Origin of the sequence: Streptomyces sp. NBRC 110611 (assembly GCF_001590865.1) — a bacterium.
In the GTDB taxonomy this organism is placed as follows: domain Bacteria; phylum Actinomycetota; class Actinomycetes; order Streptomycetales; family Streptomycetaceae; genus Streptomyces.
The window spans coordinates 222,863-249,346 of the sequence record NZ_BBUY01000007.1; the positions used below are offsets into that span (position 1 = coordinate 222,863).

Here is a 26,484-nt window from a genome sequence, read left to right on the forward strand (position 1 = left end):
GTCAGTGGCGGTCAGTAGGGTGGTGTTCATGGCAGACCCCAGCAGCTACCGACCCAAGCCGGGACAGATCCCCGACTCGCCGGGGGTCTACAAGTTCCGCGACGAGCACGGCCGCGTCATCTACGTCGGCAAGGCCAAGAGCCTGCGCCAGCGCCTGGCCAACTACTTCCAGGACCTGGCCGCACTGCACCCGCGTACGCGGACGATGGTGACCACCGCCGCCTCCGTCGAGTGGACCGTGGTCTCCACCGAGGTCGAGGCGCTCCAGCTCGAGTACAGCTGGATCAAGGAGTTCGACCCCCGCTTCAACGTCAAGTACCGCGACGACAAGAGCTATCCCTATCTGGCGGTGACCCTCAACGAGGAGTTCCCGCGCGTCCAGGTCATGCGTGGCGCCAAGAAGAAGGGGGTGCGCTACTTCGGCCCGTACGCGCACGCCTGGGCCATCCGCGAGACCGTCGACCTGATGCTCCGCGTCTTCCCGGTGCGTACCTGCTCCGCCGGTGTCTTCAAGCGCTCCGCCCAGATCGGCCGCCCCTGCCTGCTCGGCTACATCGGCAAGTGCTCGGCCCCCTGCGTCGGCCGGATCTCCGCCGACGAGCACCGCGAACTCGCCGAGGAGTTCTGCGACTTCATGGCCGGCCGCACCGGTGCGTACCTCCGCCGCCTGGAGGGGCGGATGCAGGACGCCGCCGAGGAGATGGAGTACGAGCGGGCCGCCCGGCTGCGCGACGACATAGGCGCGCTGAAGCGGGCCATGGAGAAGAACGCCGTGGTGCTCACCGACGCCACCGACGCCGACCTGATCGCCGTCGCCGAGGACGAACTGGAAGCCGCCGTCCAGATCTTCCACGTCCGCGGCGGCCGGGTGCGCGGCCAGCGCGGCTGGGTCACCGACAAGGTCGAGGCGGTCACCACCGGCGACCTCGTCGAACACGCCCTGCAGCAGCTGTACGGCGACGAGCAGGGCGACGCCGTCCCCAAGGAGGTCCTGGTCCCCGCCCTCCCCGAGCCCGTCGAGCCGGTCGCGCAGTGGCTCTCCCAGCGCCGCGGCTCCCGGGTCTCGCTGCGCATCCCGCAGCGCGGCGACAAAAAGGACCTGATGGCCACGGTCGGCCGCAACGCCCAGCAGGCCCTGGCTCTGCACAAGACCAAGCGCGCCTCCGACCTGACCACGCGCTCCCGGGCGCTCGAGGAGATCGCCGAGGCCCTCGGGCTGGACTCGGTGCCGCTGCGCATCGAGTGCTTCGACATCTCCCACCTCCAGGGCCAGGACGTGGTCGCCTCGATGGTGGTGTTCGAGGACGGCCTCGCCCGGAAGAGCGAGTACCGCCGCTTCCAGATCAAGGGCCGGGTCGGGGACACCCAGGTCTGGCACGGCGAGGGGCAGGACGACGTCCGGTCCATGCACGAGGTCGTCGGCCGCCGCTTCCGGCGCTACCTCCAGGAGAAGCAGAAGTCGGGGGAGTGGACGGAGGAGCCGGAGGGAGAGGCACCCGACGCCCCCGAGGCCCCCGAGGACGCCGTCACGGCCGGCAGCGGCCTCACGGACACCGGCACCGGTACGGCCGGCAGCGGCCCCGTCGACGACGACGGCCGCCCCAGGCGCTTCGCCTACCCGCCCCAGCTGGTGGTCGTCGACGGCGGCGCCCCGCAGGTGGCGGCCGCCCGCCGGGCCCTGGACGAGCTCGGCATCGACGACGTCGCGGTCTGCGGTCTGGCCAAGCGCCTCGAAGAGGTCTGGCTGCCCGGGGACGACGACCCGGTGGTGCTGCCCCGCAGCAGCGAGGGCCTCTACCTGCTCCAGCGCGTCCGTGACGAAGCCCACCGCTTCGCCATCAGCTACCAGCGCGGCAAGCGCACCAAGCGGCTGAAGTCCTCGCCGCTCGACGCGATCGAGGGCCTGGGCGACACCCGCCGCACGGCACTCCTCAAGCACTTCGGCTCGCTGAAGAGACTGCGGGCCGCGACGGTCGACGAGATCTGCGAGGTCCCGGGTATCGGCCGCAAGACCGCCGGGACGGTCGCCGCCGCGCTGGCCGGGGCGGCGCCGTCCGCTCCCGCGGTGAACACCGCCACAGGAGAGATCATGGAGGATGACGGGGCCCCGCCGGCCGCGTTGTCCGCGGAACGGGGGAAGGACCGATGACCACAGAGCACGAGCCACAGGGAACCGAGAGAGACGGGGCACAGGTGAGTACGGGCATGATGCGCGAGTCCGGCCAGGGGGAGAGCGCCGCGATCCCCGAACTGGTGATCATCTCCGGGATGTCCGGCGCCGGCCGCAGCACGGCCGCGAAGTGCCTGGAGGATCTCGGCTGGTTCGTCGTCGACAACATCCCGCCCGAGCTGATCCCGCCGATGGTCGATCTGGGCGCCCGCTCCCAGGGCAACGTCGCCCGGATCGCGGTCGTCGTCGACGTCCGCGGCCGCCGCTTCTTCGCCAACCTCAAGGAGTCGCTGGCCACCCTGGACGCGCAGAACGTCAAGCGCCGCATCGTCTTCCTGGAGTCCTCCGACGAGGCCCTGGTGCGCCGCTTCGAGTCGGTGCGCCGCCCGCACCCGCTCCAGGGCGACGGCCGGATCGTCGACGGTATCGCCGCCGAGCGCGATCTGCTGCGCGAGCTGCGCGGCGACGCCGACCTGGTCATCGACACCTCCAGCCTCAACGTCCATGAGCTGCGCGCCAAGTTGGACGCCCAGTTCGCCGGCGAGGAGGTCCCCGAGCTGCGGGCCACGGTCATGTCCTTCGGCTTCAAGTACGGCCTGCCGGTCGACGCCGACCTGGTCGTCGACTGCCGCTTCATCCCCAACCCGCACTGGGTCCCCGAGCTGCGCCCCTTCACCGGCCTGAACGAAGAGGTGGCCGGCTACGTCTTCAGCCAGCCCGGCTCCAAGGAGTTCCTGGACGGCTACGTCGAGCTGCTGCGGATCGTCGCCGAGGGCTACCGCCGCGAGGGCAAGCGCTATGTGACCATCGCCGTCGGCTGCACGGGCGGCAAGCACCGCAGCGTGGCGATGTCCGAGAAGCTGGCCCGCCGTCTGGTCTCCGAAGGCGTGGAAACCGTCGTCGTCCACCGGGACATGGGGCGCGAGTGAGCGGCCGCACCCCACGGCTCCGCCGGGTCCGCAGATTCGTCCCGAGCGCCCGTACGACGAAGGGCGCCACGCCCAAGGTGGTGGCGCTCGGCGGCGGCATGGGCCTGTCCGCCTCGCTGGCCGCGCTGCGCCGCATCACCGGCGACCTGACGGCCGTGGTCACGGTCGCCGACGACGGCGGCTCCAGCGGCCGGCTCCGGGACGAGCTGGGCGTGCTGCCGCCCGGCGACCTGCGCAAGGCGCTGGCCGCGCTGTGCGGCGACGACGACTGGGGCCAGACCTGGGCCCGGGTGATCCGGCACCGCTTCCAGAGCGAGGGCGAGCTGCACGACCACGCGGTCGGCAATCTGCTGATCGTCGCCCTGTGGGAGCAGCTCGGCGACCACGTCCAGGCGCTCGACCTGGTCGGCAAACTGCTCGGCGCGCACGGCCGGGTGCTGCCCATGTCGGCGGTGCCCCTGGAGCTCCAGGCGCAGGTCCGGGGCCATGACCCGGCGCGCCCGGATGACGTTTCCACGGTCCGTGGCCAGGCCACCGTCGCCCTCACCCCCGGTGAGGTGCAGTCCGTCCATGTCGTCCCCGAGGAGCCGCCGGCCGTCCCCGAGGCGGTCGCCGCGGTGCGGGACGCCGACTGGGTGGTGCTCGGCCCCGGTTCCTGGTTCTCCTCCGTGATCCCGCATCTGCTGGTGCCGGAGCTGCGCGAGGCGCTGGAGGAGACCAAGGCCCGGAAGGTCCTCTCGCTCAACCTCGCGCCGCAACCCGGCGAAACCGATGGCTTCTCCCCGCAGCGTCATTTGGAGGTTTTGGCCCGACACGCCCCTAAACTCGCCTTCGACGTGGTGCTGGCCGACAGGGCCGCCGTGCCCGACATCGACGGTCTGACGGTTGCCGCCAAGCAGCTCGTCGGCAGCGAGGTCGAGCTGGCGGCGGTCGCCGCACAAGGCGACGACGTCCGGCCGGGTGCCGGGGGAGCCCCTGACCGGCACGACCCGGAGCTGCTGGCAGCCGCGTACGACCGTATTTTTCGGATGCATGGAAGGATCGGCCCATGGCGATGACGGCTGCGGTGAAGGATGAGATCTCCCGGCTCCCCGTCACCCGGACCTGCTGCCGGAAGTCGGAGGTCTCGTCGATCCTGCGGTTCGCGGGTGGACTGCACCTGGTCAGCGGACGCATTGTGATCGAGGCGGAGCTGGACACGGGCATCGCCGCCCGCCGGCTGCGCAAGGACATCCTGGAGATCTTCGGGCACAGCTCCGACCTGGTGGTGATGGCCCCCGGCGGGCTGCGGCGCGGCAGCCGCTACGTGGTCCGGGTGGTGGCCGGCGGCGATCAGCTGGCCCGCCAGACCGGCCTGGTGGACGGCCGTGGCCGCCCCATCCGGGGCCTGCCCCCGCAGGTCGTCTCCGGGGCGACCTGCGACGCCGAGGCGGCCTGGCGCGGCGCCTTCCTCGCCCACGGCTCCCTCACCGAGCCCGGCCGGTCCTCCTCCCTGGAGGTGACCTGCCCCGGCCCCGAGGCGGCGCTCGCCCTGGTCGGCGCCGCCCGCCGGCTCGGCATCGGCGCCAAGGCCCGCGAGGTCCGCGGTGTCGACCGGGTGGTCGTCCGGGACGGTGACGCGATCGGCGCGCTGCTGACGCGGCTCGGCGCCCATGAGTCGGTGCTCGCCTGGGAGGAGCGGCGGATGCGCCGCGAGGTCCGGGCCACCGCCAACCGCCTCGCCAACTTCGACGACGCCAACCTCCGCCGCTCGGCGCGCGCCGCGGTCGCGGCCGGCGCCCGGGTCCAGCGCGCCCTGGAGATCCTCGGCGAGGAGGTTCCCGAGCACCTCGCGGCGGCCGGCCGGCTCCGTATGGAGCACAAGCAGGCCTCCCTGGAGGAGCTGGGCGCCCTCGCCGACCCGCCGCTGACCAAGGACGCGGTCGCCGGCCGGATCCGCCGCCTGCTGGCGATGGCCGACAAGCGCGCCCAGGATCTCGGCATCCCAGGCACGGAGTCCAACCTCACCGAGGAACTCGCCGAGGGCATGGTCGGCTGATACGCGCCACCGGATGGCCGGAAGCGAGCCCATTTGGGCGCGCCTCTCTACGCGTGTGCAGGCGCAATGTCAATGTCACGTGCGTCTCCTTCAGGGGGTAGGGTCGGAGGCGGTCGGGGACATCCCATACAGCTCGCCGGTGTCGGAGCCGGCGTACCAACGAGGAGATCGGTTCGTGACGATCCGCGTAGGCATCAACGGCTTTGGCCGTATCGGTCGTAACTACTTCCGCGCGCTCCTGGAGCAGGGTGCGGACATCGAGATCGTCGGTGTCAACGACCTGACCGACAACGCCACCCTGGTCCACCTGCTGAAGTACGACAGCATCCTGGGCCGTCTCAAGCATGACGTCAGCCACACCGACGACACCATCACCGTCGGTGACATGACCTTCAAGACGATGGCCGAGCGCGACCCGGCGAACCTCCCCTGGGCCGAGCTGGGCGCCGACATCGTCATCGAGTCCACCGGCATCTTCACCAAGCGCGAGGACGCCGCCAAGCACCTCGCCGCCGGCGCCAAGAAGGTCCTGATCTCCGCGCCCGCCAAGGACGAGGACATCACCATCGTCATGGGCGTCAACCAGGACAAGTACGACGCGGCGAACCACCACGTCATCTCCAACGCCTCCTGCACCACCAACTGTGTGGCGCCGATGGCCAAGGTTCTCGACGAGAACTTCGGCATCGTCAAGGGCATGATGACCACGGTCCACGCGTACACCAACGACCAGCGCATCCTGGACTTCCCGCACAAGGACCTGCGCCGCGCCCGCGCCGCCGCGGAGAACATCATCCCGACCTCGACCGGTGCCGCCAAGGCCACCGCGCTGGTCCTCCCGCAGCTCAAGGGCAAGCTGGACGGCATCGCCATGCGTGTTCCGGTCCCCACCGGCTCGGTCACCGACCTCGTCCTGGAGCTCGGCCGCGAGACCACCAGGGAAGAGATCAACGCCGCCTTCCAGAAGGCCGCCGAGGGCCAGCTCAAGGGTGTCCTGGAGTACACCGAGGACGCGATCGTCTCCTCGGACATCGTCAACTGGCCGGCCTCCTGCACCTTCGACTCGCAGCTGACCATGGTCCAGGGCAAGCAGGTCAAGGTCGTCGGCTGGTACGACAACGAGTGGGGCTACTCCAACCGCCTGGTGGACCTGACCACGTTCGTCGGCGGCCAGCTCTGATCCGGGGCTGACACCCTGGGCACCGAGATGTGAGGACGGGGCCCGTACGGCGCGGGAAGCGCCGTACGGGCCCCGTACCGCGACCGACCGACCAATGCGACGGAGCCACTCCTCATGAAGACGATCGACGACCTCCAGGTAGCGGGCAAGCGGGTCTTCGTCCGTGCCGACCTGAACGTGCCGCTGGACGGCACCACCATCACCGACGACGGCCGGATCCGCGCCGTCGCCCCGACGATCGCCAAGCTCGCCGAGCGCGGCGCCAAGGTGATCGTCGCCTCCCACCTGGGCCGTCCCAAGGGCGCCCCGGACCCGGCCTTCTCGCTGGCCCCGGCCGCCGAGCGGCTCGGTGAACTCCTCGGCGCGGATGTGGCGTTCGCCACCGACACGGTCGGCGACGCGGCCGAGTCCGTGGTCGCGGGCCTGGCCGACGGCCAGGTGGCCGTCCTGGAGAACCTGCGCTTCAACGCCGGTGAGACCAGCAAGGACGACGCCGAGCGGGGCGCCTTCGCCGACCGGCTCGCCGCCCTGGCCGACCTGTACGTGGGCGACGGCTTCGGCGCCGTGCACCGCAAGCACGCCTCCGTCTACGACCTGCCCAAGCGCCTTCCGCACGCCGCCGGCGATCTGATCGCCACCGAGGTCGGCGTCCTGAAGAAGCTCACCGAGGACGTCAAGCGCCCGTACGTGGTCGTGCTCGGCGGCGCCAAGGTCTCCGACAAGCTCGCCGTGATCGACGAGCTGCTCGGCAAGGCCGACCGCCTGCTGATCGGCGGCGGCATGGCGTACACCTTCCTCAAGGCCAAGGGCTACGAGGTCGGCATCTCCCTCCTTCAGGAGGACCAGATCCCGGCGGTGACCGAGTACATGGAGCGCGCCGAGAAGAACGGCGTCGAGCTGGTGCTCCCGGTCGACATCCTCGCCTCGGCCGACTTCCCCGACCTGAAGACCAAGGCCCCCGCGGACTTCGTCACGGTCGACGCCGACCAGATCCCCTCCGACAAGGAGGGCCTGGACATCGGCCCCAAGACCCGCGAGCTGTTCGCCTCGAAGATCGCCGACGCCGAGACCGTCTTCTGGAACGGTCCGGTGGGCGTCGCCGAGCACCCCGACTACGCGGGCGGCACCACCGCCATCGCGCGGGCGCTGCTCAACTGCGACGGCTTCACCGTCGTCGGTGGTGGCGACTCGGCCGCCGCCGTGCGCGCGCTCGGCTTCGACGAGAATGCTTTCGGCCATATTTCGACCGGCGGCGGCGCCAGCCTCGAGTACCTCGAGGGCAAGACGCTCCCCGGCCTCGCCGCTCTGGAGGACTGACACCGCATGACCACCCGTACCCCGCTGATGGCGGGCAACTGGAAGATGAACCTCAACCACCTCGAGGCCATCGCACACGTCCAGAAGCTCGCCTTCGCCCTCACCGACAAGGACTTCGACGCCGTGGAGGTCGCGGTCCTGCCGCCCTTCACTGATCTGCGCTCGGTCCAGACGCTGGTCGACGGCGACAAGCTCAAGATCAAGTACGGCGCCCAGGACGTCTCCGCGCAGGACTCCGGTGCCTACACCGGTGAGATCTCCGGCGCCATGCTCGCCAAGCTCAAGTGCACGTTCGTGGCCATCGGCCACAGCGAGCGCCGCCAGTACCACGGCGAGAACGAGGAGATCTGCAACGCCAAGGTCAAGGCGGCCTTCCGGCACGGCCTGACCCCGATCCTCTGCGTCGGCGAGGGCCTGGACGTCCGCAAGGCCGGCAACCAGGTCGCGCACACCCTCGCCCAGCTCGACGGCGGTCTGCAGGACATCCCGGCCGAGCAGGCCGAGACCATCGTGATCGCCTACGAGCCGGTGTGGGCCATCGGCACCGGCGAGGTCGCCACCCCCGAGGACGCGCAGGAGGTCTGCGGTGCCATCCGCGGCCGCCTCGCCGAGCTCTACAGCCAGGAGCTGGCCGACAAGGTCCGCATCCAGTACGGCGGCTCGGTCAAGTCCGGCAACGTCGCGGCGATCATGGCGCAGCCGGACGTCGACGGCGCGCTGATCGGCGGCGCCTCGCTCGACGCGGACGAATTCGTGAAGATCGTCCGCTTCCGCGACCAGTAGCAGCTATGACGAGGGGGAGCCCTCGTCGTACCCTGTCGGGGCCGGGATCGGTGCGGCAGCACCGCCTCCGGCCCCGCACCCGTTCCGTACGTATGTCTGTCAGTGAGTCCTAGAGAGTTGGTCCAGCCGTGGTCATCGGATTCTCGATCGCCCTCATCGTCTTCAGCCTGCTGCTGATGATGCTGGTGCTCATGCACAAGGGGAAGGGCGGCGGTCTGTCCGACATGTTCGGCGGCGGTATGCAGTCCTCGGTCGGCGGCTCCTCGGTCGCCGAGCGCAACCTGGACCGCATCACCATCGTGGTCGGTCTGCTGTGGTTCGCCTGCATCGTCGTCCTCGGCGTCCTGATGAAGCTCGGCAACTGACACCCCGTCGTCGGCCGCGGCCTATCATGAGGCGGCGTCCCTGGACGGGTAACTCCGGTCACTGGACGCGCGTTGGGCTTTACGTAGACTGTGACGTTCCGCAGCGCAGCTGATGTGAAGGCTTTGCAGCACCTTTACGCAGGGAGTTACGACCGTGGCAAGTGGCAACGCGATCCGAGGAAGTCGGGTCGGGGCGGGGCCGATGGGGGAGGCCGAGCGCGGCGAGTCCGCGCCGCGCATCCGCATCTCCTTCTGGTGCTCCAACGGGCACGAGACGCAGCCCAGCTTCGCCGGCGACGCGCAGGTCCCGGACACCTGGGACTGCCCGCGCTGTGGTTTCCCGGCCGGCAAGGACCGGGACAGCCCGCCGGACCCGCCGCGCACCGAGCCCTACAAGACCCACCTCGCCTACGTCCGGGAGCGCCGTAGCGACGCCGACGGCGAGGCGATCCTCGCGGAGGCGCTCGCCAAGCTCCGCGGTGAGATCTGACGGACCCGTACGCACACCGGCCCGGCCGAGGGGGAGAACGACCCCTCGGCCGGGCCGGTGTGCGTCCCCCGACACCTCCGCCGGAAGCGGACGGATGCCCCATACCGCATACCGCGCGCTGATCCTTTAGGTTGGGGGTGGCGGGGCCGGTACGAGATGAAGAAGGCTGATGTCCGAGATGAACGCAGAAGGCCGCAGCAGGCTCGACCAGATGCCTGAGTGGACCGCGCTGAGCAAGCACCGGGAGCAGCTGGGGGAGGTGCGGCTGCGCGAGCTGTTCGAACGGGACCCGGCGCGCGCGGAGCGGTACACGCTCCAGGTCGGCGATCTGCATCTGGACTACTCCAAGCACCTCGTCACGGACGAGACGCTGCGGCTGCTGGGCGACCTGGCCTCGGCGACCGGTGTGGCGGAGCTCCGGGACGCGATGTTCCGCGGCGACAAGATCAACAACACCGAGCGGCGCTCCGTCCTGCACACCGCGCTGCGCGCGCCCGGCTCGGCGGTCATCAAGAGTGACGGGGAGAACGTCGTCCCCGCCGTGCAGTCCGTCCTGACGAAGATGGGCACCTTCTCCGACCGGGTCCGCTCCGGCGACTGGAAGGGCCACACCGGCAGGCGCATCAGGACCGTCGTCAACATCGGCATCGGCGGCTCGGACCTGGGCCCGGCGATGGCGTACGAGGCGCTGCGCGCCTACACCCACCGGGACATGCAGTTCCGGTTCGTCTCCAATGTGGACGGTGCCGATCTGCACGAGGCGATCCGCGATCTGGACCCGGCCGAGACGCTGTTCATCATCGCCTCGAAGACCTTCACCACCATCGAGACGATCACCAACGCCACCTCGGCGCGGGACTGGCTGCTCACCGGCCTGGGCGCCGGAGCCGAGGCCGTCGCCCAGCACTTCGTGGCGCTGTCGACGAACGCCGAGAAGGTCACCGAGTTCGGGATCAACCCGGACAACATGTTCGAGTTCTGGGACTGGGTCGGCGGACGCTACTCCTACGACTCGGCGATCGGCCTCTCGCTGATGATCGCGATCGGCAAGGAGCGGTTCCGGGAGATGCTGGCCGGCTTCCACCTGGTCGACGAGCACTTCCGCACCGCCCCGCCGCAGGAGAACGCCCCGCTGCTGCTCGGTCTGCTCGGCATCTGGTACGGCAACTTCTGGGACGCCCAGTCGCATGCGGTGCTGCCGTACAGCCACTACCTGTCCAAGTTCACCGCGTATCTGCAGCAGCTGGACATGGAGTCCAACGGCAAGTCCGTGGACCGCGAAGGCCATCGGGTGAACTGGCAGACCGGCCCGGTCGTCTGGGGCACGCCCGGCACGAACGGCCAGCACGCCTACTACCAGCTGCTCCATCAGGGCACGAAGATGATCCCGGCCGACCTCATCGGCTTCGCCCGTCCGGTCGACGACCTGCGGCCGGGCCTGGTCGCCCAGCACGACCTGCTGATGGCCAACCTCTTCGCCCAGGGGCAGGCGCTGGCCTTCGGCAAGACACCGGACGAGGTGCGCGCCGAGGGCGTGGCCGAGGAGCTGGTCCCCCACCGGACGTTCCACGGCAACCACCCCACCACCACCATCCTGGCCGGGGAGCTCAGCCCGTCCGTGCTCGGGCAGCTGATCGCGCTCTACGAGCACAAAGTGTTCGTCCAGGGCGCGGTGTGGAACATCGACTCCTTCGACCAGTGGGGCGTGGAGCTCGGCAAGGTCCTCGCGAAGCGGGTCGAGCCCGCGCTGACCGAGGGCGCGGAGGTGCCGGGCCTGGACGCGTCGACGGCGGGTCTGGTCGCCAAGTACCGGCAGCTGCGCGGACGTTGATGATCGCCGGATAGGGAAGGGCCCCACACCCGAGGGTGTGGGGCCCTTCCCTGCGCGAGGCTTCTCAGGCTGAAGCCGGCGGATACATATCGCGCGGCAGCTGGGAAGCCGCCGCCTCGTCCAGCAGCCACAGGGTGCGGCCGCGGCCGCGGGCACCGGCCGCCGGGGCCTGCACCTCGCCCGCGCCGGAGAGCGCGATGGCCGCGGCGTTGGCCTTGTCCTCGCCGGCCGCCAGCAGCCACACCTCCCGCGCCGCGCGGATCGCGGGCAGGGTGAGGGTGATCCGGGTCGGCGGCGGCTTCGGCGCGCCGTGCACCCCGACCACCGTCCGCTCCTGCTCACGGACGGCCGGCAGTTCGGGGAAGAGCGAGGCCACATGGGTGTCCGGCCCGACGCCCAGCAGCAGGACGTCGAAGGACGGGACCTCCGCGTGGTTCTCGGGCCCGGCCGCGGCGGCGAGTTCGAGGGCGTACGCCTCGGCCGCCGCGTCCGCGTTCTGGCCGAACCGGCCCCCCGACGGCTCCATGGGGTGCACCCGCGCAGGGTCCACCGGCACGCTGTCCAGCAGCGCCGCGCACGCCTGGGTGTGGTTCCGCTCGGGGTTCCCCTCCGGCAGGAAGCGCTCGTCGCCCCACCACAGGTCGAGCCGGGACCAGTCCACCGCGTCCCGGGCGGGCGCCTCGGCGAGCGCCGCGAGCAGCGCGTTGCCGTTGCGCCCGCCGGTCAGGACCACGGAGGCGGAGCCGCGGGCGGTCTGCGCGTCCACGATCTTCGTGATCAGCCGGGCCGCCGCGGCCTGGGCCATCAGCTCCTTGTCGCGGTGGACGACGACCTGGGGAGCGCTCACGTGGCGGCCGCCCTCTTGGCGGGCTTGGCGGGGGCCTGCTTCGCCTTCTTCGCCGCGGGACCGGACGCCGCGTCGCCGGCCGGTGCGTCGCCGGACGGGGCCGGCTCCCCGGCGGGCCGCTCGGCCGTCCCCCGGCTGCCACCAGGAGCTGCCGCCGGTCCGTCACCGATCCGGTCCACGCCCAACTTCAGCGTGGCGGCGTAGATGTCGTCCGGGTCGAGCCGGCGCAGTTCCTCGGCGAGCAGGTCCGAGGTGTCCCGCCGCTTGAGCGCCACATGGCGGTCCGGCTGGTTCGGCATGGAGAGCGTGGCCACCGAGCCGTTGGGCCGGTGCAGCACGATCGAGCCGCCGGCGGACTCCATCCGGACGGAGGTCAGGCCGGGGCCGGGCGACACCTTGCGGGTCACCGGGACGTTCAGCCGGTTCGCCAGCCACATGGCGAGCAGCTCGCAGCTGGGGTTGAACTCCTCGCCCTCGACCTCGGCCGAGGTGACCGTGCACGGGGCCTGGTCGAGCGCCGCCGCCAGCATCGAACGCCAGGGCGTGATGCGGGTCCACGCCAGGTCGGTATCGCCCGGAGTGTACGTTTCTGCGCGCGCCGACAGCTCCTGGACGGGCTCCTCGGAGGCGTAGCTGTCGGTGACCCTGCGCTGCGCCAGCGCGCCGAGCGGGTCCTTGGCGGGGTCCAGCGGGGCGTTGACCGCCCACCAGACGACGACCGGCGCGTCCGGCAGCAGCAGCGGCAGCACCACGGACTGGGCGTGGTCGATCACCTCGCCGTACAGCCGCAGCACCACCGTCTCGCCGGTACCGGCGTCCGTACCGACCCGCACATCGGCGTCCAGGCGGGCCTGGGCGCGGTCGCGCGGCGACCGGCTGACCCGCTTGATGACGACGAGCGTGCGCGAGGGGTGCTCGCGGGACGCCTCGTTGGCCGCCTTCAGGGCGTCGTAGGCGTGCTCCTCGTCGGTGACGATGACGAGGGTGAGCACCATGCCGATCGCCGGAGTGCCGACGGCGCGGCGGCCCTCCACCAGCGCCTTGTTGATCTTGCTGGCCGTGGTTTCCGTCAGATCGATCTTCATGGCCGACGCCAGCTCCGTCCGTCTCGTGCGAGCATTTCGTCCGCCTCGGCCGGGCCCCAGGTGCCCGCCGGGTACTGCGCGGGCTTGCCGTGCTTGTCCCAGTACGTCTCGATCGGGTCGAGGATCCGCCAGGACTGCTCGACCTCCTCCACCCGCGGGAAGAGGTTGGCGTCGCCCAGCAGCACGTCCAGGATCAGACGCTCGTACGCCTCCGGGCTGGACTCCGTGAAGGACTCGCCGTACGCGAAGTCCATCGACACGTCCCGGACCTCCATGGAGGTGCCCGGCACCTTGGACCCGAACCGCACGGTCACGCCCTCGTCCGGCTGCACCCGGATGACCAGGGCGTTCTGGCCCAGTTCCTCGGTGGTGGAGGTGTCGAAGGGGGAGTGCGGGGCGCGCTGGAAGACCACCGCGATCTCGGTGACCCGGCGGCCCAGCCGCTTGCCGGTGCGCAGGTAGAAGGGGACGCCCGCCCAGCGGCGGTTGTCGATCGACAGCTTGATCGCGGCGTAGGTGTCGGTCTTCGACTTCGGGTCGATGCCCTCTTCCTGGAGGTAGCCGACAGCCTGCTCGCCGCCCTGCCAGCCGGCCGCGTACTGCCCGCGCACGGTCTCCTTGCCGAGGTCCTTGGGCAGCCGGACCGCGCCCAGCACCTTGGTCTTCTCGGCTACCAGCGCGTCCGCGTCGAAGGAGGCGGGCTCCTCCATGGCGGTCAGCGCGAGCAGCTGGAGGAGGTGGTTCTGGATGACGTCACGGGCGGCGCCGATGCCGTCGTAGTAGCCGGCCCGGCCGCCGATGCCGATGTCCTCGGCCATGGTGATCTGCACGTGGTCGACGTAGGAGCGGTTCCACAGCGGCTCGAACATCGTGTTGGCGAACCGCAGCGCCAGGATGTTCTGGACCGTCTCCTTGCCCAGGTAGTGGTCGATCCGGAAGACCTCGTTGGGCGGGAAGACCTCGTGGACGATCCGGTTGAGCTCCTGGGCGCTCGCCAGGTCGTGCCCGAACGGCTTCTCGATGACCGCGCGGCGCCAGGACCCCTCGGTCTGCTCGGCCAGCCCGTGCTTCTTCAGCTGCTGGACGACCGTGGGGAAGAACTTCGGCGGCACGGACAGGTAGAAGGCGAAGTTGCCGCCGGTGCCCTGGGCCTTGTCGAGCTCGTTGATGGTGTCCCGGAGGGTCTCGAAGGCCACGTCGTCGTCGAAGGTGCCCTGGACGAAGCGCATGCCCTGGCTGAGCTGCTGCCAGACCTCCTCACGGAACGGCGTACGCGCGTGCTCCTTGACCGCTGTGTACACCTCCTGCGCGAAGTCCTCGTCCTCCCACTCGCGGCGGGCGAACCCGACGAGCGAGAAACCCGGCGGAAGCAGTCCGCGGTTGGCCAGGTCGTAGACCGCAGGCATCAGCTTTTTGCGGGACAAATCGCCCGTGACGCCAAAGATGACCAGGCCCGACGGCCCCGCGATACGCGGGAGCCGCCGGTCCGCGGCGTCACGAAGCGGGTTCGCTCCATGAACAGCGGTCAAGGGTTCAGCCCTCCGAAGGTGCGAGGCGCTTGAGCTCCGCCTCGGTCGACTTGAGCAGGTCGTTCCAGGAGGCCTCGAACTTCTCCACGCCCTCGTCCTCCAGGAGCTGCACGACCTCGTCGTACGAGATCCCGAGCGCGGCGAGCGCGTCGAGGTCGGCCTGCGCCGCCGCGTACCTGCCGCGCACCGTGTCACCGGTGATCTCGCCGCGCGCCGCGGTGGCCTCCAGGGTGGCCTCCGGCATGGTGTTGACCGTGCCCGGGGCGACCAGTTCGTCCACGTACAGGGTGTCCTTGTAGGCCGGGTCCTTGACACCGGTCGAGGCCCACAGCGGACGCTGCTTGTGCGCACCGGCCTTCTCCAGAGCGGCCCAGCGCTCCGAGCCGAAGACCTCCTCGTACGCCTGGTACGCCAGCCGGGCGTTGGCCAGCGCGGCCTTGCCCTTGAGCGCCTTGGCCTCGTCCGTGCCCAGCTTGTCCAGCCGCTTGTCGATCTCGGTGTCCACACGGGACACGAAGAACGACGCCACCGAACGGATCTCGGACAGGTCCAGGCCGGCCGCCTTGGCCTTCTCCAGACCGGCCAGGTAGGCGTCCATCACCTCGCGGTAGCGCTCCAGCGAGAAGATCAGCGTGACGTTGACGCTGATGCCCAGGCCGATGACCTCGGTGATCGCCGGGAGGCCCGCCTTGGTGGCCGGGATCTTGATCAGGGTGTTCGGGCGGTCCACCAGCCAGGCCAGCTGCTTGGCCTCGGCGATGGTCGGCACGGTCTTGTGCGCCAGGCGCGGGTCGACCTCGATGGAGACCCGGCCGTCCTGGCCGCCGGTGGCGTCGAAGACCGGCCGCAGCACATCGGCGGCGTCCCGGACGTCGGCCGTCGTGATCATGCGGATCGCCTCGTCGACGGTGACCTTACGGGCCGCGAGGTCGCTGACCTGCTGCTGGTAGCCGTCGCCGGAGGAGATCGCCTTCTGGAAGATCGACGGGTTCGTCGTGACGCCGACGACGTGCTGCTCGTCGATCAGCTCGGCGAGGTTGCCGGACGTGATGCGCTTGCGCGACAGGTCGTCCAGCCAGATCGCGACGCCTTCCTCGGAGAGGCGCTTGAGTGCGTCTGTCATGGGTTCTGCATCTCCTACTCGTTGGGTACGTGCGTCAGCGCGCGGCGGCTTCCAGCGACTCCCGGGCGGCGGCGGCCACCGCGTCGGCGGTGAAACCGAACTCGCGGAAGAGGACCTTGCCGTCGGCCGAGGCACCGAAGTGCTCCAGCGACACGATGCGTCCGGCGTCACCGACGAAGCGGTGCCAGGTCAGGCCGATACCGGCCTCGACGGCGACCCGGGCCTTCACGGACGGGGGCAGCACACTGTCGCGGTAGGCCTGGTCCTGCTGGTCGAACCACTCCACCGACGGCATCGACACCACCCGGGTGGGCACACCCGCGGCCTGCAGCTGCTCGCGCGCCGCCACGGCCAGCTGCACCTCGGAGCCGGTGCCGATCAGCACGACCTCGGGCTTGCCGCCCTCGGCCTCGAACAGGACGTAACCGCCCTTGGCGGCGTCCTCGTTGACCGGGTAGGTCGGCAGGCCCTGACGGCTCAGCGCCAGGCCGTGCGGGGCCCCCACGCCGAACTCCTTGGTCCAGCGCCGGAGGATCTCGCGCCAGGCGATGGCGGTCTCGTTGGCGTCGGCCGGGCGGACGATGTTCAGGCCCGGGATGGCGCGCAGCGAGGCCAGGTGCTCGACCGGCTGGTGGGTCGGGCCGTCCTCGCCCAGACCGATGGAGTCGTGCGTCCACACGTACGTCACCGGCAGGTGCATCAGCGCGGACAGCCGGACGGCGTTGCGCATGTAGTCGGAGAACACCAGGAAGGTGCCGCCGTAGACACGGGTGTTGCCGTGCAGCGCGATGCCGTTCATCTCCGCGGCCATGGAGTGCTCGCGGATGCCGAAGTGGATCGTGCGGCCGTACGGGTCGGCCTCCGGCAGCGGGTTGCCCTTCGGCAGGAACGAGGAGTTCTTGTCGATGGTGGTGTTGTTGGAGCCCGCGAGGTCGGCGGAGCCGCCCCACAGCTCGGGGATGACCGCGCCGAGGTCCTGGAGCACCTTGCCGGACGCGGCGCGGGTGGCCACGGCCTTGCCGGTCTCGAACACCGGGAGGTGGTCCTCCCAGCCCGCGGGCAGCTCGCCGGCCGCGATCCGGTCGAAGTCGGCGGCCCGCTCCGGGCTCGCGGTGCGCCAGGCGGCGAAGGCCTTCTCCCACTCCTTCTTCGCGTCCCGGCCGCGGTCGAGGGCGCCACGGGTGTGCGCGATCACCTCGTCGGTGACCTCGAAGGTCTGCTCCGGGTCGAAGCCCAGCACGCGCTTGGTGGCCGCGACCTCCTCCTCGCCCAGCGCCGAGCCGTGCGCGGCCTCGGTGTTCTGGGCGTTGGGGGCCGGCCAGGCGATGATCGAGCGCATCGCGATGAACGACGGCCTGTCCGTGACCGCCTTCGCGGCCTCGATGGCGCGGAACAGCGCCTCGGGGTCGAGGTCGCCGTTCTCCTTGGGCGCCACGCGCTGGACGTGCCAGCCGTAGGCCTCGTACCGCTTGACGACGTCCTCGGAGATGGCGGTCTCGGTGTCGCCCTCGATCGAGATGTGGTTGTCGTCCCACAGCAGGACGAGGTTGCCGAGCTTCTGGTGGCCGGCCAGCGAGGACGCCTCGGCGGCGATGCCCTCCTGGAGGCAGCCGTCACCGGCGATCGCGAAGATGTGGTGGTCGAACGGCGAGGAGCCGGCCGCCGCCTCGGGGTCGAACAGACCGCGCTCGTAGCGGGCCGCCATCGCCATGCCGACCGCGTTGGCGACACCCTGGCCCAGCGGGCCGGTGGTGGTCTCCACGCCGGCGGTGTGGCCGTACTCCGGGTGGCCCGGGGTCGCCGAGCCCCATGTACGGAAGGACTTCAGGTCGTCCAGCTCCAGGCCGTAGCCGGCGAGGTAGAGCTGGATGTAGAGGGTCAGGCTGGAGTGGCCCGCGGAGAGCACGAACCGGTCGCGGCCGGTCCAGTCCGCGTCCGCCGGGTCGTGCCGCATCAGCTTCTGGAACAGCACATACGCGGCGGGAGCCAGGCTCATGGCCGTACCCGGATGGCCGTTACCGACCTTCTGCACGGAGTCCATGGCCAGGACCCGGGCGGTGTCCACGGCCCGCTGGTCCAGTTCGGTCCACTCGAATTCTGTGGTGGTCGGCTTGGTGCTCACCCTGAGTCAGGGCTCCTCTCCACAATGTCGAAGGCCGCGGACGGTTTGTCCGTCAGGCGGTGTCGAGCCTACCCCCGTAAGTGGGCGCGTCTTTTCGACGCTCAGTCGATGTCCGGGCCGCTCAGTCGGGGTGCCTGCCCCCGTTTCTCGTCGCTTTGAGCAACCACACCGGCCCGCCGTACATTCCCGGCCCGGCACGACGGCCCTGCCTCCAGACTGCCGGGCGGCGGCCGGGTGTGCCTCCCGTGACACGGGCCGGGCAGCGGCCGGGCAGTGGTCGGACAGCCGCCGGGCGACAGCCGGGCATCGGTGGAAACCGGGGCCGGACCACCCGGGGAAGGCGGCGAGGGCACCCGCCAACACGACCCCACCCCCGCGAAGGCCGCCGTATGGCCAACGTCTAAAGTGGCGTGGTACGCGCAAGCTTGTGCCGGATCTCTGCACCACCGCACGGGCTCGCAAGTCTTATTTCTTCCGCGGCGGGAGCCGCTGATGTTACTTCCAGGGGTGTGCGTGACGGCCGTCGAATCCCGTCCTGTGGGGGCTCTCTCCGAGAGCCCCGCAGGGCCAGGTCACCGTCCGTTCGGGGCCCGCGTCAAGGCGTTCGTGGCGCTCACCAAGCCGCGCGTCATCGAGCTGCTGTTGATGACCACGATCCCGGTGATGTTCCTGGCGGCGGGCGGCGTCCCGGACCTGTGGCTCGTCCTGGCGACCTGCGTCGGCGGCTATCTCTCCGCCGGGGGCGCGGCCGCCTTCAACATGTACCTCGACCGCGACATCGACGCCATGATGGACCGCACCTCGCAGCGTCCGCTGGTGACCGGCATGGTCTCGCCGCGCGAGTGCCTGGTCTTCGCGTCCGCTCTCGCGGTCGTGTCCACCGCCTGGTTCTGGGTCCTCGTCAACCCGCTGTCGGCGGTGCTGTCGCTCGGGGCGCTGCTCTTCTACGTCGTCGTCTACACGATGATCCTCAAGCGGCGCACGGCGCAGAACATCGTCTGGGGCGGGATCGCCGGCTGTATGCCGGTGTTCATCGGCTGGTCCGCGGTGACGAACTCGGTCTCCTGGGCCGCGCTGATCCTCTTCCTGGTCATCTTCTTCTGGACGCCGCCGCACTACTGGCCGCTGTCGATGAAGGCCAAGGACGACTACGAGCGGGTCGGCGTGCCGATGCTCCCGGTGATCGCCGGCAACAAGGCCGTGGCCCGTCAGATCGTGCTCTACAGCTGGGTGATGGTCGGCGTCTCGCTGCTGCTGCAGCCGCTCGGCTACACCGGCTGGTTCTACACCGCGGTCGCGGTCGCCTGCGGCGCCTTCTGGCTCAAGGAGGCGCACGCCCTGCAGGCCCGGGCGAAGGCCGGGATCACCGGCCCCAAGCTCAAGGAGATGCGGCTGTTCCACTGGTCCATCACCTACGTCTCCCTGCTGTTCGTCGCCGTCGCGGTGGACCCCTTCCTCCGCTGATCCGCGGGGCCGCCGCGGCACCCTGCCCGGAGCCCTTCCGCCGTTGATTACCGATGGGTAGCATGCTGCCATGGCAGATACCCAGCAGGCGGACGAGCGGCCGGAGACGGCCGCCGGCGGCGCGGCGGACAAGCGCACGGCGAGGCTCGCCAAGCAGATCCGCGCCTTCGCCGACACCCACGGCGGCAGCGCCGAAGGCCAGCTCGCGCACATCGGCCGCGGCCGCACCCGGATAGCCCTCGTCGGGGCCAACGGCGAATGGGGCAACCTCGTCGCGGACAGCTACGACTCCGCCCGGGACGCCGCCGCCCGGGCCGGTGTCACCCTCCAGGACGACTTCGACGGCGAGCTCGCCGCCAAGGTGCGCACCGGCCCCTACGAATGGTCCCGGATGGCGGGCATCCAGGTGGGCGGCCCGGCCAACCCCTGAGAACGCGCAGGAACGTAACGGGGCGCGCGTCACAATCGGAGCCCGCTACCTCACCACCACCTCTTCCGTTAAGCCCACCGGGCGCGGCGCTCCGGTCACGCCCGGTGGGCTCTCGGCGAGGAGGAGCGGATGGACGGCCTACCATCCCCGGCAGATCAGCCACCGCTCATCGATCAGTACAGCCATGGCGCGGTCCACGGCGAACTGGGCCTGGGGTCGTTCGAGTCCCACCTGGCCGCCGCGGTCGGCGCCCGGGGCCCGGCGCCCGGCGGCACCAGCTACTTCGACAGCGTCACCGGCCTTGCGATACGCCGCTGGTGCCCCCCGCTGCTCGGCCTGGAACCGCACTGCCCGCCGGCCCGCTACCTGGCCCGCCGACGCGAGGTGGGCGCCTACCGGGCCGGCCGGATCCTGCTGCGCGGCTCCGGCATCGGCACCTTCCTGCTGGAGTCCGGCACCCCCAGCGAACTGACCTCGGCCGGTGAGATCGCCACCGCCGCCGAGGCCCGCGCCCACGAGGTGGTACGGCTCGAAGCCCTCGCCGAGCAGGTCGCCGACACCTCCGGCAGCGTCGACTCCTTCATCGGCTATACCGCCGAGGCCCTCTACGCGGCGGCCCAGCACGCCACCGCCTTCGCCTCCGGCGCCACCTACTGCGACGGCCACGCCCCCGAAGCCGGGGAGGTACGCCGCGCCGCGGACCGCTGGCTGCGCACCCGCCGCCCCGGGGACGGCCTGGCCGAACCCGCCCTCGTCCGCCACCTGCTGTGGAGCGCGGTGGCCACCGGCCTGCCCGTCCAGCTGCACTGCCCCGACCCGCGGCGGCTGGCGGCCTTCCTCGGCGCCACCACCGGCATCGGCGCCGACCTCGTCCTGCTGCCCGGGGCGCCGCACCACCGGCGGGCGGCCCAGCTCGCCGCCGCGCACACCCATGTCTACGCCGACGCCGGGCCCCGCCCCGAAGAGACCCTGCGCCAGGCGCCGTTCGGCAAGCTGCTGTTCTCCTCGGCGGCCCGCGGGCTGCCCGAGCTGTACGTCACCGGCGCCCGCACCTTCCTGCGCGGCATGCAGCGCCTCGTGGGGGAGTGGGCCGCCGAGGGCCTGTGCGGGCCCGAGGACGGGCGGCGGATCACCGAGATGGTGGGGGCCGGGAACGCCCGGCGGGTCTACCGGCTGACGGCGGACGTCTCCGCGGCCGGCTGAGGCGCGGCGGCCGGGCGGGGCTCGGCGGCCGTTGCCTCCCCCTCCGGCAGCGGGCCGCGGTCGCGCAGCGCCAGGGCGGCCCGCAGCACACAGATCCACACCAGGGCCGAGCCCAGCATGTGGAACCCGATGACGAGCTCGGGCAGGCCCAGGAAGTACTGGACGTAGCCGATGACGCCCTGCGCCGCGAGGCAGGCGAGCAGCTCCAGCACCGTCCGGCGCGGGGCCGCCGGGGCCTTGACGGCCCGCAGGGTGAACCACAGGGCGACGCTCAGCCCGACCACGATGTAGACGAAGTCCACATGCAGCTGGGTGATCTCCTGCCAGTCCAGCGGAATGCGGTGGACCTTCTTCGCGTCGCCGGCGTGCGGGCCCGTACCGGTGACCACCGTGCCGACCACCGTGAGCGCGCCGGTCGCCGCCACCAGCAGCCAGGCCAGCTGCCGCACCGGGCGGGCGACCAGCTCGCGCGGCTCCTCGTCGCCCTCGCCCGCCCGCTTCCAGCTCAGTACGGCGACGGTGAGCAGCGCCGTGGCGGCGAGGAAGTGCGAGCCGACGATGTACGGGTTCAGGCCGGTCAGGACCGTGATGCCGCCGATGACGGCGTTGGTCATGGTGAGCCAGAACTGCGCCCAGCCGAGCCGGGTCAGCGAACGGCGCCGGGGGTGCCGGGCGCGGGCGGCGATGATGAACAGGCCGATGACCGCGCACAGCACGTACGTCAGCATCCGGTTGCCGAACTCGATGAGGCCGTTGATGCCCATCGCGGCGGTCGGGGTCAGGCTCTCCGGCGTGCACTTGGGCCAGGTCGAGCAGCCCAGCCCGGACTGGCTGAGCCGGACCGCACCGCCCGTGACGACGATGATCACGGCCATCACCACGGTCGCCAGCGCGGCCCGCCGCACAAAGGCCGCGGAGGGCTGCCAGCGGCGGGCGATCAGCTCAAGGGGATTCAGCGTATTCGGCACGGGAGACATCGTAGGCGGGGCCTTGTGCAAGTTTTCACGAGGGGGGCCAGGAGCCTCGTCGCCGCCTGGTCCCGCTGCTCGCCCCCGTTACTCACGGCGGAAGAGCTCCGCTACTCCCAGCGGAAGAACCTCGCCGCCGCGCCCAGCCCCACCACGGCCCATCCGGCCAGGATCCCCAGGTCCGCCCAGGGCACCCCGGCGCCGTGCTGGAGGACGTCCCGCAGGCCGTCCGACAGGGCGGAGATGGGCAGGAACTCCAGGACGGACCGGACCGCCTCCGGGAACTTCGCCAGCGGGACGATCACCCCGCCCCCGACGAGCAGCAGCAGGAAGACCAGGTTCGCGGCGGCCAGCGTCGCCTCGGCCCTGAGCGTCCCGGCCATCAGCAGGCCCAGGCCGGAGAACGCCGCCGTACCGAGGGCGAGCAGCGCGACCACCGAGACCGGATCGCCGTGCGGCGACCAGCCCAGCGCGAAGGCGACCGCCGTCAGCAGGGTGACCTGGAGTACCTCGGTGACCACCACCGCGCAGGTCTTCGCGGTCATCAGCCCCCAGCGCGGCAGCGGCGACACGGCCAGCCGCTTGAGGACCCCGTAGCGGCGCTCGAAGCCGGTGGCGATGGCCTGCCCGGTGAACGCCGTGGACAGCACGGCCAGCGCGAGGACGCCCGGTGCGAGGAAGTCCACCGCCTTCCCCGCGCCCCCCGCCGTATCGGTGGGCACGGCGACGATGTCGACGGCGGAGAAGAGCACCAGCAACAGCGTCGGGATGATCACGGTCAGCAGCAGCTGCTCACCGTTGCGCAGCAGCATCCTGGTCTCCAGCGCCGCCTGCGCCCGGATCATCCGGGGCAGCGGCGCCGCACCGGGCCGCGGGGCGAAGGCGCCGGTACCGGTGACGGCACCGGCCTCGGTGGCGGTCATGCGCGCAGCTCCTTACCCGTCAGCGCCAAGCTGTGTTCTCCCGGGGGACAACCCCCGGACCCCCGGCCGGACAGGGCATGGCCCTGATTCATCCGCGCAGCTCCTTACCCGTCAGCGCCAAAAAGACGTCCTCCAGGGTGTGCCGTTCCACGGTTATCGCGTCCGGCATCACCCCGTTCTGCGCGCACCAGGAGGCGACGGTCGCCAGCAGCTGCGGGTCGACCGTGCCGCGCACGCGGTACGTGCCGGCCGCGAGCTCCGTGGCGTGGCTCTCCGTGGGCAGCGCCTTCAGCAGCGAGGCGAGGTCCAGGCCCGGCCGCCCGGTGAAGCGCAGGCTGTTCTCCGCGCCGCCGCGGCACAGCTCCTCCGGGCTGCCCTGGGCGATCACCCGGCCGCCGTCGATGATCGCGACATCGTCGGCGAGCTGCTCGGCCTCGTCCATGAAGTGGGTGGTGAGCACGCAGCTCACCCCGTCGGTGCGCAGCTGACGGACGAGGTCCCAGGTGGCGTGCCGGGCCTGCGGGTCGAGGCCGGCCGTGGGCTCGTCGAGGAAGACCAGTTCGGGGCGGCCCACCACGGCCATCGCCAGGGCCAGGCGCTGCTGCTGGCCGCCGGAGAGCCGCCGGTAGGGCGTCCGGCCGCAGCCGCCCAGCCCGAGGCGCTCGATCAGCTCGCCGACGTCGAGCGGATGGGCGTGCAGGGTGGCGGTGTGCCGCAGCATCTCCTCGGCCCGGGCGCCCGCGTAGACGCCGCCGGACTGCAGCATCACGCCGATCCGGGGGCGCAGCGCGGCGGCGTCGGCGACCGGGTCCAGGCCCAGGACGCGGACCTGCCCGGCGTCCGGACGGCGGTAGCCCTCGCAGGTTTCGACGGTGGTGGTCTTGCCGGCGCCGTTGGGTCCGAGAACGGCGGTCACCGCACCGCGGGCGACGGTCAGGTCGAGCCCGTCCACGGCGGTCTTCGTCCCGTACCGCTTGACCAGGCCGGTGATCTCGACGGCAGGCTCTCGGCCTGGGGATCCCCCCGCCGAAGGGCCGGGGCGGGGCCGGGGGGCGTCCCCCGGGGAGCTGCTGCGCATGGCGGGCAGTCTACGAAGACGGAGGGGACGGCCCGCCGTGGGGGCGTCCTACGAAGACCGAGGGGACCGCCCGCCGTGGGGGCGCCGGCTCACCAATCCGGGGGTGTGCTCCCGCACGGGCGGCACGGGTTTCCGCGGCCGTCGGTCCATGGTCGCCCGGTCGCCGGCCCGGGCCGCCCCGCCGCAGGTCGGGCCGCAGGTCGACACGTGTTCCGCGGCTCCCCGCGGGGACTTGAATTAGGTAAACCTAAGTGATAGAGGCCACCATCCGCCGGCCCCTTCGAGGCTTGTATCGGTTTGACGAATTACGCAACAATGGCGTTGTGAAATACGCGAGCGAGGGGCAGCGGGAGCCCGCGGTCGGCCGGACCGCAGGGCCGGTTCCCGCTACGTCGGGGGCGGCCGAGCAGCCCCGCCAGGCCTCGCACGACGAACAGCGGGGCACTCGCAACAGGGTCGCCCGCTCCATCCTCGACCACGGCCCGTCCACCGCGGCCGAGCTCGCGCTCCGCCTGGAGCTGACCCAGGCCGCCGTCCGCCGCCATCTGGACGCGCTGGCCGCCGAGGGCGTCGTCGAGCCCCGCGAGAAGCGGGTGTACGGCACCCGCGGCCGCGGCCGTCCGGCCAAGGCCTTCGCCCTCACCGACTGCGGCCGGGACGCCTTCGACCAGGCCTACGACCAGCTCGCCTGCGACGCGCTCCGCTGGATCGCGGAGAGCGCCGGCGGCGGCGAGAAGGGCGAGGCGGCCGTCGCCGCGTTCGCCCGCGCACGGCTCGCGGCCCAGGCCGAGGGCTACCGCGAGGCGGTCGAGAGCGCCCCTCCGGAGGCCCGCACCCAGGCCCTGGCGAAGGCGTTGACCGCGGACGGGTACGCTGCTACGGCGCGCAGTGCGCCCAATCCCCAGCTCGGTGAACAGCTCTGCCAGCACCACTGCCCGGTCGCCCATGTCGCCGAGCGGTACCCGCAGCTGTGCGAGGCGGAGACCGAGGTCTTCTCCCGTCTGCTCGGGACCCACGTACAGCGTCTTGCCACCATCGCCCACGGCGACGGAGTGTGTACGACCTTCATCCCGAAGGCCGGAAGAGCCTCCGGGGCCAGGGCCGGCAAGGCCGCTCACCACACCGGTGGGCGCACCACACAGACCACCACAGCATCTGCAAGCACGGCCGGGAGGAACCCCGCATGACGCTCCCCACGGAGACTGCTCACCCTGAGCTCGAGGGTCTGGGCAAGTACGAATACGGCTGGGCCGACTCCGACGCGGCCGGCGCCGCTGCCAAGCGCGGTCTTTCCGAGGACGTCGTCCGCGACATCTCGGCGAAGAAGAACGAGCCGGAGTGGATGCTCAAGCTCCGCCTGAAGGGCCTGCGGCTGTTCGACAAGAAGCCGATGCCGACCTGGGGCTCGGATCTGTCGGGGATCGACTTCGACAACATCAAGTACTTCGTGCGCTCCACCGAGCAGCAGGCCGCCTCGTGGGAGGACCTGCCCGAGGACATCAAGAACACCTACGACAAGCTGGGCATCCCCGAGGCGGAGAAGCAGCGGCTGGTCGCGGGTGTGGCGGCGCAGTACGAGTCCGAGGTGGTGTACCACCAGATCCGTGAGGACCTGGAGAAGCAGGGCGTCATCTTCCTGGACACCGACACGGCGCTGAAGGAGCACCCGGAGCTGTTCCAGGAGTACTTCGGCACGGTCATCCCGGTGGGCGACAACAAGTTCGCGTCGCTGAACACCGCGGTGTGGTCCGGCGGGTCGTTCATCTACGTCCCCAAGGGTGTCCACGTCGACATCCCGCTGCAGGCCTACTTCCGGATCAACACCGAGAACATGGGCCAGTTCGAGCGGACGCTGATCATCGTCGACGAGGACGCCTACGTCCACTACGTCGAGGGCTGCACGGCGCCGATCTACAAGTCGGACTCGCTGCACTCCGCGGTCGTGGAGATCATCGTGAAGAAGGGCGGCCGCTGCCGCTACACGACGATCCAGAACTGGTCGAACAACGTCTACAACCTGGTCACCAAGCGCGCCGTCGCCTACGAGGGCGCGACCATGGAGTGGGTGGACGGCAACCTCGGCTCCAAGGTGACGATGAAGTACCCGGCCGTCTACCTGATGGGTGAGCACGCCAAGGGCGAGACCCTGTCCATCGCCTTCGCCGGCGAGGGCCAGCACCAGGACGCCGGCTCGAAGATGGTGCACATGGCGCCCAACACCTCCTCCAACATCGTCTCCAAGTCGGTGGCGCGGGGCGGCGGCCGGACCTCCTACCGCGGTCTGGTGGAGATCGGCGAGGGCGCGGCGGGTTCGAAGTCCAACGTGCTGTGCGACGCGCTGCTGGTGGACACCATCTCCCGCTCCGACACCTACCCCTACGTCGACGTCCGTGAGGACGATGTCTCGATGGGGCACGAGGCGACGGTCTCCAAGGTCAGTGAGGACCAGCTCTTCTACCTGATGAGCCGTGGTCTCAGTGAGCAGGAGGCGATGGCGATGATCGTGCGTGGCTTCGTCGAGCCGATCGCGCGGGAGCTGCCGATGGAGTACGCCCTGGAGCTGAACCGGCTGATCGAGCTGCAGATGGAGGGCGCGGTCGGCTGACCGC

At 71.0% G+C, this 26,484-nt stretch carries 23 protein-coding genes; 15 read left to right on the forward strand and 8 right to left on the reverse strand.

Annotated features, from left to right (window positions below; all coding sequences use genetic code 11):
* Positions 1–28: 28 nt before the first annotated feature.
* From uvrC to pgi, 10 genes are all read left to right on the forward strand, one after another.
* The gene (gene uvrC, locus AZE13_RS18040; RefSeq protein ID WP_066932773.1) at positions 29–2,149 is read left to right on the forward strand and encodes an excinuclease ABC subunit UvrC; all 2,121 of its coding nucleotides are present in this window, start codon (positions 29–31) and stop codon (positions 2,147–2,149) included.
* A complete protein-coding gene (gene rapZ / locus AZE13_RS18045) occupies positions 2,146–3,099 on the forward strand; it encodes an RNase adapter RapZ (protein WP_079124114.1) in 954 nt (317 codons plus the stop codon). The genes uvrC and rapZ overlap by 4 nt, the downstream gene beginning before the upstream one ends.
* Positions 3,096–4,157, forward strand: a complete 1,062-nt coding sequence (locus AZE13_RS18050) for a uridine diphosphate-N-acetylglucosamine-binding protein YvcK (RefSeq protein ID WP_066932451.1) — start codon at positions 3,096–3,098, stop codon at positions 4,155–4,157. Before rapZ ends, AZE13_RS18050 begins: the two co-directional genes overlap by 4 nt.
* A complete protein-coding gene (gene whiA, locus AZE13_RS18055) occupies positions 4,148–5,137 on the forward strand; it encodes a DNA-binding protein WhiA (protein WP_018091880.1) in 990 nt (329 codons plus the stop codon). Before AZE13_RS18050 ends, whiA begins: the two co-directional genes overlap by 10 nt.
* A gap of 175 nt (positions 5,138–5,312) precedes the next feature.
* The gene (gene gap, locus AZE13_RS18060; protein WP_066932452.1) at positions 5,313–6,317 is read left to right on the forward strand and encodes a type I glyceraldehyde-3-phosphate dehydrogenase; all 1,005 of its coding nucleotides are present in this window, start codon (positions 5,313–5,315) and stop codon (positions 6,315–6,317) included.
* Between the two features lie 114 nt (positions 6,318–6,431).
* Complete coding sequence (locus tag AZE13_RS18065) at positions 6,432–7,634, forward strand: phosphoglycerate kinase (RefSeq protein ID WP_066932454.1); 1,203 nt, start codon at positions 6,432–6,434, stop codon at positions 7,632–7,634.
* Positions 7,635–7,640: 6 nt separating this feature from the next.
* The gene (tpiA, locus tag AZE13_RS18070; protein WP_066932460.1) at positions 7,641–8,417 is read left to right on the forward strand and encodes a triose-phosphate isomerase; all 777 of its coding nucleotides are present in this window, start codon (positions 7,641–7,643) and stop codon (positions 8,415–8,417) included.
* Positions 8,418–8,545: 128 nt separating this feature from the next.
* Positions 8,546–8,782, forward strand: a complete 237-nt coding sequence (gene secG / locus AZE13_RS18075) for a preprotein translocase subunit SecG (protein WP_066932462.1) — start codon at positions 8,546–8,548, stop codon at positions 8,780–8,782.
* A 154-nt stretch (positions 8,783–8,936) separates the two neighbouring features.
* Positions 8,937–9,272: an RNA polymerase-binding protein RbpA gene (locus AZE13_RS18080; protein ID WP_016578660.1), complete on the forward strand. Its 336-nt coding sequence runs from the start codon at positions 8,937–8,939 to the stop codon at positions 9,270–9,272.
* 178 nt (positions 9,273–9,450) lie between these two features.
* Positions 9,451–11,103, forward strand: a complete 1,653-nt coding sequence (pgi, locus tag AZE13_RS18085; protein ID WP_066932775.1) for a glucose-6-phosphate isomerase — start codon at positions 9,451–9,453, stop codon at positions 11,101–11,103.
* 64 nt (positions 11,104–11,167) lie between these two features.
* On the opposite strand, the gene pgl is transcribed toward pgi, so the two are convergent.
* The 5 genes from pgl to tkt are packed head-to-tail and all read right to left on the reverse strand — an operon-like array spanning position 11,168 to position 17,809.
* Positions 11,168–11,950, reverse strand: a complete 783-nt coding sequence (pgl, locus tag AZE13_RS18090; protein WP_066932463.1) for a 6-phosphogluconolactonase — start codon at positions 11,948–11,950, stop codon at positions 11,168–11,170.
* Entirely contained in the window at positions 11,947–13,035 is a 1,089-nt protein-coding gene (opcA, locus tag AZE13_RS18095) for a glucose-6-phosphate dehydrogenase assembly protein OpcA (RefSeq protein WP_066932465.1), read from the reverse strand. Before opcA ends, pgl begins: the two co-directional genes overlap by 4 nt.
* Complete coding sequence (gene zwf / locus AZE13_RS18100) at positions 13,032–14,564, reverse strand: glucose-6-phosphate dehydrogenase (protein WP_066932467.1); 1,533 nt, start codon at positions 14,562–14,564, stop codon at positions 13,032–13,034. Before zwf ends, opcA begins: the two co-directional genes overlap by 4 nt.
* A 4-nt stretch (positions 14,565–14,568) precedes the next feature.
* Positions 14,569–15,687, reverse strand: a complete 1,119-nt coding sequence (gene tal, locus AZE13_RS18105) for a transaldolase (protein ID WP_066932469.1) — start codon at positions 15,685–15,687, stop codon at positions 14,569–14,571.
* 34 nt (positions 15,688–15,721) lie between these two features.
* Entirely contained in the window at positions 15,722–17,809 is a 2,088-nt protein-coding gene (gene tkt, locus AZE13_RS18110) for a transketolase (RefSeq protein WP_066932471.1), read from the reverse strand.
* 513 nt (positions 17,810–18,322) lie between these two features.
* Here tkt and AZE13_RS18115 point away from each other — a divergent pair.
* From AZE13_RS18115 to AZE13_RS18125, 3 genes are all read left to right on the forward strand, one after another.
* The gene (locus AZE13_RS18115) at positions 18,323–19,273 is read left to right on the forward strand and encodes a heme o synthase (RefSeq protein WP_079124115.1); all 951 of its coding nucleotides are present in this window, start codon (positions 18,323–18,325) and stop codon (positions 19,271–19,273) included.
* A 70-nt stretch (positions 19,274–19,343) separates the two neighbouring features.
* Positions 19,344–19,703 (forward strand): hypothetical protein, encoded by a 360-nt coding sequence (locus AZE13_RS18120; protein WP_066932475.1) that lies wholly within the window; start codon positions 19,344–19,346, stop codon positions 19,701–19,703.
* A gap of 129 nt (positions 19,704–19,832) precedes the next feature.
* Positions 19,833–20,906, forward strand: a complete 1,074-nt coding sequence (locus tag AZE13_RS18125) for an amidohydrolase (protein ID WP_066932477.1) — start codon at positions 19,833–19,835, stop codon at positions 20,904–20,906.
* Here AZE13_RS18125 and AZE13_RS18130 read toward each other — a convergent pair.
* From AZE13_RS18130 to AZE13_RS18140, 3 genes are all read right to left on the reverse strand, one after another.
* Positions 20,870–21,874: a COX15/CtaA family protein gene (locus AZE13_RS18130; RefSeq protein ID WP_066932479.1), complete on the reverse strand. Its 1,005-nt coding sequence runs from the start codon at positions 21,872–21,874 to the stop codon at positions 20,870–20,872. The genes AZE13_RS18125 and AZE13_RS18130 overlap by 37 nt on opposite strands.
* Positions 21,875–21,984: 110 nt before the next feature.
* Positions 21,985–22,797, reverse strand: a complete 813-nt coding sequence (locus tag AZE13_RS18135; RefSeq protein WP_066932481.1) for an ABC transporter permease — start codon at positions 22,795–22,797, stop codon at positions 21,985–21,987.
* 88 nt (positions 22,798–22,885) lie between these two features.
* On the reverse strand, positions 22,886–23,875 hold the full coding sequence (locus AZE13_RS18140; RefSeq protein ID WP_079124116.1) for an ABC transporter ATP-binding protein: 990 nt from the start codon (positions 23,873–23,875) through the stop codon (positions 22,886–22,888).
* A gap of 323 nt (positions 23,876–24,198) precedes the next feature.
* Here AZE13_RS18140 and AZE13_RS18145 point away from each other — a divergent pair, with 323 nt between their 5' ends.
* Together AZE13_RS18145 and sufB are read left to right on the forward strand one after the other, a co-directional pair.
* Positions 24,199–25,062 (forward strand): helix-turn-helix transcriptional regulator, encoded by an 864-nt coding sequence (locus tag AZE13_RS18145; protein WP_066932483.1) that lies wholly within the window; start codon positions 24,199–24,201, stop codon positions 25,060–25,062.
* On the forward strand, positions 25,059–26,480 hold the full coding sequence (sufB, locus tag AZE13_RS18150; protein WP_066932485.1) for a Fe-S cluster assembly protein SufB: 1,422 nt from the start codon (positions 25,059–25,061) through the stop codon (positions 26,478–26,480). The genes AZE13_RS18145 and sufB overlap by 4 nt, the downstream gene beginning before the upstream one ends.
* Positions 26,481–26,484: the final 4 nt, after the last annotated feature.

What these genes read in the sequence shown, in the direction of transcription:
- uvrC (WP_066932773.1), top strand. Translation starts at nt 29, where the DNA reads ATGGCAGACCCCAGCAGCTACCGACCCAAGCCGGGACAGATCCCCGAC.
- AZE13_RS18120 (WP_066932475.1), top strand. Translation starts at nt 19,344, where the DNA reads ATGGCAGATACCCAGCAGGCGGACGAGCGGCCGGAGACGGCCGCCGGC.
- whiA (WP_018091880.1), top strand. Translation starts at nt 4,148, where the DNA reads ATGGCGATGACGGCTGCGGTGAAGGATGAGATCTCCCGGCTCCCCGTC.
- pgi (WP_066932775.1), top strand. Translation starts at nt 9,451, where the DNA reads ATGAACGCAGAAGGCCGCAGCAGGCTCGACCAGATGCCTGAGTGGACC.
- AZE13_RS18065 (WP_066932454.1), top strand. Translation starts at nt 6,432, where the DNA reads ATGAAGACGATCGACGACCTCCAGGTAGCGGGCAAGCGGGTCTTCGTC.
- AZE13_RS18125 (WP_066932477.1), top strand. Translation starts at nt 19,833, where the DNA reads ATGGACGGCCTACCATCCCCGGCAGATCAGCCACCGCTCATCGATCAG.
- rapZ (WP_079124114.1), top strand. Translation starts at nt 2,146, where the DNA reads ATGACCACAGAGCACGAGCCACAGGGAACCGAGAGAGACGGGGCACAG.
- tpiA (WP_066932460.1), top strand. Translation starts at nt 7,641, where the DNA reads ATGACCACCCGTACCCCGCTGATGGCGGGCAACTGGAAGATGAACCTC.
- sufB (WP_066932485.1), top strand. Translation starts at nt 25,059, where the DNA reads ATGACGCTCCCCACGGAGACTGCTCACCCTGAGCTCGAGGGTCTGGGC.
- tal (WP_066932469.1), bottom strand. Translation starts at nt 15,687, where the DNA reads ATGACAGACGCACTCAAGCGCCTCTCCGAGGAAGGCGTCGCGATCTGG.
- AZE13_RS18135 (WP_066932481.1), bottom strand. Translation starts at nt 22,797, where the DNA reads ATGACCGCCACCGAGGCCGGTGCCGTCACCGGTACCGGCGCCTTCGCC.
- AZE13_RS18140 (WP_079124116.1), bottom strand. Translation starts at nt 23,875, where the DNA reads ATGCGCAGCAGCTCCCCGGGGGACGCCCCCCGGCCCCGCCCCGGCCCT.
- opcA (WP_066932465.1), bottom strand. Translation starts at nt 13,035, where the DNA reads ATGAAGATCGATCTGACGGAAACCACGGCCAGCAAGATCAACAAGGCG.